The following is a 5998-nucleotide window of genomic DNA, read 5'->3' on the forward strand; positions in this document are numbered from 1 at the left end:
CATCGTATCGCGCCGCGCGGGCCCGGCGGACGCCGGACGTGAGTGCCCCGCCCCCGTGATATACCCTGTGGGGGTATCGGGCGCGCAGGTGGGCGCCGTTGGAGGTCGCGATGAGCGAACGTGCGAAACGACGCCGGGCCGGCTCCCGCGCCGCCCAGGTGGAACGAGGCAAGAAAGGCGGTCGGAGGGTCCTGGTGGGCGGCGTCGTCGTCGCCCTCGCCGCCGTCGCGCTGCTCGGGGCGGGCCTGGTCGGCGCGGCGCGCGCCGACCGGGCCCCCGACTTCGCGATGGTCGCCTACCAGGGCGAGGACGCCCTGGGCGGCTCGCAGGCCCAACTGCACGACCTGATCGGCGACGGCACGCCGGTCGTCGTGAACTTCTGGGCGTCGTCCTGTCCCCCCTGCCGCGAGGAGATGCCCGGCTTCCAGCGGGTGCACGACGAGCTGGGCGACGCCTTCCACCTCGTCGGCGTGGACGTCGGCCGCTTCACCGGGCTCGGCAGCCAGGCGGGCGCGCGCGACTTCCTGGTCGAGTACGCGATCCGCTACCCCGCCGCCTACCTGCTCGACGACGGCGCGCTGCGCGACTACGAGGTGCGCAGCATGCCGACCACCGTCTTCATCGACGGAAGCGGCACCATCCAGGACAAACACACCGGCTACCTCGCCGAGGACCGCTTCCGCGAGGCCGTCGAGGCGCTGATCGCAGGGGGCGGCGCGTGAGCTGCCCGCTCGTCGTCCGTCGCTACGCCCCGACGGTGCTGGTGGCGCTCGCCACCCTCGCCGTCGCCGCCGTCGGCGCCTGGTGGACGCCCGGTAACGTCGGCGCCCTCAACGCCGGCGTGGAGGGCCTCGCGGCCGGTTCCAGCGGAGCGCTCGACGCCCTCGCCGCCGTCCTGCCGTTCGGGTTCGCGTTCGGGGCGGGGCTGGTGTCGGCGGTGAACCCGTGCGGCTTCGCGATGCTGCCCGCCTACCTGGGCCTGTTCCTGCAGCGCGGCGGCGACGCCCCCACCGGCCTCCCCGCCCGCCTCGGGCAGGCGTTGCTCGTCGGCCTGGCGGTCACCGCCGGGTTCGGGGCGTTGTTCGGGGTGGCGGGCGTCGCGCTGGGTCTCGCGACGCGCACGGTCGGCGACGCGCTGCCCTGGTTGGGGCTCGGGACCGGCGTGCTGCTCGTCGCCGTGGGCGCCTGGACGGCGACCGGCGGCACCCTCTACGCCCGGTTCGGAGAGCGCCTCGCGCAGGGCGTCGCCGGCGCCAGCGCCGGCGACGGCGCGCGGGGTCCCGGGCTGGGGGGCTACGCGGCGTTCGGGGTCGCCTACGGCCTCGCGTCGCTCAGCTGTACGCTGCCGATCTTCCTCGCGGTCGTCGGCTCCACCCTGACCCTCGACGGGGCGGCCCAGACGCTCCGGCAGTTGCTGGCGTTCTCGAGCGGCATGGGCCTGTTCGTGATCGCGTTGACGCTGTCCCTCGCCGTCGCGGAGGGCGCCCTGCTGGCCGCCACCCGCCGGGCCCTGAAGTGGGTCGGGCCGGTCAGCGCCGGCCTGCTCCTCCTGGCGGGGGCGTACATCGTGTACTACTGGCTGACGATCGGGGGGGTCGTGCGGGGGTGACCCCCCGCGTCGGGGTCGACGGCCCCGGGTTCGCAGGCCCCGAGGACGGCGCCGCATCCCTCCGCGGTGGGGGCTCCCGGCGCGAAGGATATTCGTCCCCCCGGTGGGCGCCCCGCCCCCGCTATCGTCGACGCAATTGCGAATCTTTGCGATAGCGCCCAGGTGGGCGCCGTCGCGATCGGAGGCGCCGTGCCCGACGACGACCCCCACGCTCCGTCCCCCGAACCGCCCGGCGTCCTGCCCGGATCCGAGGCCGACGCCACCCCCTTCTGGGAGCGCGAGGCGACCGTCCGCCGCTTCGCCGACATGCCGGCCGACGAACGCACGCTGCGCGAGCTCGCCGGCCTGCGCGGCGCGCGGGTCCTGGACGTCGGCTGCGCCGGCGGGCGCAACGCCGTCGCGCTGGCCGACGCCGGCCTCGACGTGTACGCCCTCGACGCCTCCGCCGCGATGGTGCGCGAGACCCGGCGGCGGCTGGCGGCGCACGTCCCCGACCCCGAGGCCCGGGTCCACCACGGGCCGTTCGAGGACCTCGGGCGCTACCCCGCCGCGTCCTTCGACGCGGTCCTGGCGATCGGCGTGCTGCACATCCAGCCCTCCATTCGGGCCTGGCGCGCCACCGCACGCCGGATCGCCCGGCTCCTCGCGCCCGGGGGGCGGTTGCTGCTGAGCCACTTCACGCCGAACCCCGCCCCCGGACACGACCCGCCGGCGCCGGTCCCCGGCGCCCCCCACCTGTACGACGACGTCATGCGCCACCGCCGCACGCTCCTCCTCACGCCGGCCGAGGCCGACGCGGAACTCGCCGCCGTCGGCCTCGTCCCGCGCGTGGCCACGGTGGAGGGGCCCATGACGTCGGTCACCGGGCACGCCATCACGCGGCTCGACGGCGACTACGTCCGCCGCGACGCGCCCGCCGCGCCCCCACAGGAGGTCCCCCGATGAACACCCGATCCCCCCTCCATGCGTTGCGGACGGGCGCCCTCGCGGTCGTCCTCGCGGTCGTCCTCGCGACCCTCGCCCTCCCCGCCGCCCTCGCGCAGCAGGCCGACGCCGAACCCGCGCGCGGCGGCACGCTGGTCGTCGCGATGTTCGACACCGTCGCGCACCTGAACCCCGCCATCACGACCGGCGGCTCCGTGCACGCCGTCGCCGACTCGATCTTCGACGGCCTCGTCCGCCTCGACGCCGACGGCACCCCCCGCCCCGCGCTCGCCGAAGCCTGGGAGGTGCTCGAGGACGGCCGGATCTACCGCTTCCACCTCCGCGACGACGTCACCTGGCACGACGGCGAGCCGTTCACCGCCCGCGACGTGCGGGTGACGTTCGAGGAGATCCTGCTGCGCTTCCACACCCGGACGCGCGGCGGGCTCGGGGACCTTCTGGAGGAGATCCGCACGCCCGACGCGCATACCGTCGAGTTCGTGTTCGACGCGCCGTACGCGGCGCTACTGCAGCGCCTCGACGTGAGCGAAGCGCCGATCCTCCCCGCCCACCTCTACGAGGGGCGCGACCCGCTGACGCACGAAGCGAACCGCGCGCCGGTCGGGACGGGCCCGTTCGTCTTCGAACGCTTCCGCCGCGACGACCGCATCGACCTGGTCCGCAACGACGCCTACTTCCGGGACGGCCTGCCGTACCTCGACGCACTGACCTTCCGCATCATCCCCGACCCCGTCACCCGCATGCTGGCCCTCGAGCGGGGCGAGGTCGACCACGTGCTCGGCTTCCCCGCGAGCGAGGTGGCGCGGGCCGGCGACGACGTCGTCGTGCGCACGGTGCCGCACAGCGCGGGGGGGTCGTTCTGCCAATTCAAGCTCGCCTTCAACCTCGACCGCGCGCCGTTCGACGACGCCCGCGTCCGCCGGGCGTTCGCGCACGCCGTCGACCGCGCGACGCTCCTCGAGCGCGTCGCCTTCGGGCAGGGACGCGTCGCGACCGGCCCGATCTCGAGCGACCTGGACGCCTGGCACGCCGACGACCTGCCCACCTACCCGCTCGACCCCGCGCGCGCAGAGACCCTCCTCGACGCGGCCGGCCTCCCGCCCGACGCGGACGGCGTCCGCCTCGAGGCGGACTTCCTGCACTTCCCGATGTTCACCCGCCACGCCGAAACGATCCGCCAGGACCTCGCGCAGGTCGGGGTGGACCTCCGCATGGTCGCCCTCGACCGCGCCAGCTACGTCGCGCGGGTGTACGGCGACCGGGCCTTCGACGTCGGCTTCATCAGCTCCTGCAACAACGCCGACCCGTCGATCGGGGTCGCGCCGATGCACGTCTCCAGCAACGTCGCGCCCGCCCCGTTCTCGAACGCCCCCGGCTACCGCGACGCGGAGGTCGATCGGCTGTTCGCCGAGGCGGCGACCGACCCCGACCCCGAACGACGGCGCGCGCTGTACGACGCGGTGCAGCACCGCCTCGTCGAGGACCTGCCCTACCTGTGGCTGATCGAACGCCGCTACCACCAGGCGTCGACGCCGGCGGTGCGCGGCGTCGAGACGCACCGCACGAGCGCCTTCACCCGCACCTGGCTGGACCGCTGAGGGGGACGTGAGCGGCTACCTCGCGCGACGCCTGCTGCAGACGATCCCGCTGCTGCTGGGCGTCGCCGCGGTCGTGTGGGGCATGATCGAGGTGGCGCCGGGCGACCCGATCGTCGCGATCGCCGGGGAGGACGGCGACCCCGCCTACTACGCGGAGATGCGCGAACGCTTCGGGCTCGACCGGCCGGCGCCGGAACGCTTCGCGGCGTACCTCGGGAACGTCGCGCGCGGCGACCTGGGCACCTCGTACCGGCTGCAGCGCCCCGCGGCGGCGGTCGTCCTCGAGGCGCTCCCCGCGACGCTCCTGCTGGTGGCGCCCGCGTTGCTGCTCGCGACGCTGCTCGGTACGACGCTCGGCACGCTGGCGGCGCGCCGGCACGGCAGCCGCAGCGACGCGGCGCTCAGCGCGTTGTCGTTGACGGGGCAGGCGCTGCCGGTCTTCTGGACGGCGCAGCTGCTGGTCCTGGTCTTCGCCTACCGCCTTGCGTGGTTCCCGGTGCAGGGGATGGAGGGGCTGCGCGGCGACGCGGAGGGCCTAGCCCGGCTGGCGGACGTCGCGCACCACATGGTGCTGCCGGTGGCGGCGTTGACGCTGCAGTACGCCGCGCCGGTCGCTCGGGTGGCGCGCGCGAGCGTCGTGGACGTCCTGCACCGCGACTACCTCCGCACCGCCCTCGCCAAGGGCCTGCCCGCGGGACGGGTCCTGCGCGCGCACGCGTTGCGCACGGCGTTGCTCCCGGTCGTCACCGTCGTCGCGGCGCAGATGGGCTTCCTGGTGACCGGGTCGGTGCTCGTCGAGACGGTGTTCGCCTGGCCGGGCGTGGGGCGCGTGATGCTCGGAGCGATGCTCGCGCGCGACCTCCCAGTCGTCACCGCGGCGCTGCTGCTGTTGGCCGTCGCGGTGGTGCTCGCGAACCTGCTCGCCGACCTGCTCTACGCGGCGCTCGACCCGCGGGTGCGCGATGCCTGAGCGCGCCCCGAACCCGCTGCTGCACACCCCGCCCGGCTCGCACCCGCTCGGGCGCTTGCGCCGGGCGGCGCGCCGCGGGGCGCGAGGGCGCCCGAACGCGTCGCGCACGCTCGGGGCGGCGTTGACGGTCGCCTTCCTGGTGCTGGCGGTGGCCGGGCCGCACCTGCGCGGCGCGGACCCGTTCGCAGCGACCGGCGCGCCGTTCACGCCGCCGTCGGCGGCGCACCCGTTCGGGACCGACGATCTCGGGCGGGACGTGCTGACGGGGGTCCTGCACGGCGCCTCGACGTCGCTCGGCGTCGGGGTCGCGGTCGCCGCCGCGTCGCTGGCCTTGGGGATCCTGGTGGGCGCCGTCGCCGGCTTCGTGGGCGGCGCGACCGACGCCCTCCTGATGCGCTTCACCGAACTCACCCTGGTGCTCCCGCGCTTCTTCCTGGCGCTCACGGTGGTGGCGTTGTTCGGGGCGAGCCTACCGAACCTCGTGGCGGTGCTGGCCGCGACCAGTTGGGGGGTGGTGGCCCGCATCGTGCGCAGCGGGGTGTTGGCGGTGCAGGTCGAGGACCACGTCGCGGCGGCGCACGCGCTGGGGGCGGGTCCCGTGCGGCGGCTGGTGCGGCACGTCCTGCCGTTGGCCCTGGGGCCGGCGGTGGCGTACGCGGCGCTGCAGGTGGGCAACGCCATGCTGGTCGAGGCCGGCCTGTCGTTCCTGGGGTTCGGGGACCCGACGCGGGTGAGTTGGGGCTACCTGCTGGACGTCGCGAGCCCCTACCTGCACCGGGCGTGGTGGACGTCGGTGTTCCCGGGCGCGGCGTTGGCGGCGGCGGTGTTGGGCGTCAACCTGTTGGCGGACGGCCTCCGCTCGGGGACGGGGGGCGG

The 5998-nt window shown here is 75.4% G+C and carries 6 protein-coding genes; all 6 read left to right on the forward strand.

Features of this window, described 5'->3' with window-relative positions; genetic code table 11:
- Positions 1-110: 110 nt before the first annotated feature.
- Positions 111-722: a TlpA disulfide reductase family protein gene (locus RI554_10120; GenBank protein ID MDR9392370.1), complete on the forward strand. Its 612-nt coding sequence runs from the start codon at positions 111-113 to the stop codon at positions 720-722.
- The gene (locus tag RI554_10125) at positions 719-1609 is read left to right on the forward strand and encodes a cytochrome c biogenesis protein CcdA (protein MDR9392371.1); all 891 of its coding nucleotides are present in this window, start codon (positions 719-721) and stop codon (positions 1607-1609) included. The genes RI554_10120 and RI554_10125 overlap by 4 nt, the downstream gene beginning before the upstream one ends.
- Positions 1610-1798: 189 nt before the next feature.
- Positions 1799-2554: a class I SAM-dependent methyltransferase gene (locus RI554_10130; protein MDR9392372.1), complete on the forward strand. Its 756-nt coding sequence runs from the start codon at positions 1799-1801 to the stop codon at positions 2552-2554.
- Positions 2551-4152: an ABC transporter substrate-binding protein gene (locus RI554_10135; protein MDR9392373.1), complete on the forward strand. Its 1602-nt coding sequence runs from the start codon at positions 2551-2553 to the stop codon at positions 4150-4152. Before RI554_10130 ends, RI554_10135 begins: the two co-directional genes overlap by 4 nt.
- 7 nt (positions 4153-4159) lie before the next feature.
- Positions 4160-5122: an ABC transporter permease gene (locus RI554_10140; protein ID MDR9392374.1), complete on the forward strand. Its 963-nt coding sequence runs from the start codon at positions 4160-4162 to the stop codon at positions 5120-5122.
- On the forward strand, positions 5115-5998 hold an 884-nt coding region (locus RI554_10145), incomplete at its 3' end, for an ABC transporter permease (GenBank protein MDR9392375.1). The genes RI554_10140 and RI554_10145, both read left to right, overlap by 8 nt.

The organism is Trueperaceae bacterium (assembly GCA_031581195.1).
Taxonomy (GTDB): Bacteria; Deinococcota; Deinococci; order Deinococcales; family Trueperaceae; genus SLSQ01.

What these genes read in the sequence shown, in the direction of transcription:
- RI554_10120 (MDR9392370.1), top strand. Translation starts at nt 111, where the DNA reads ATGAGCGAACGTGCGAAACGACGCCGGGCCGGCTCCCGCGCCGCCCAG.
- RI554_10135 (MDR9392373.1), top strand. Translation starts at nt 2,551, where the DNA reads ATGAACACCCGATCCCCCCTCCATGCGTTGCGGACGGGCGCCCTCGCG.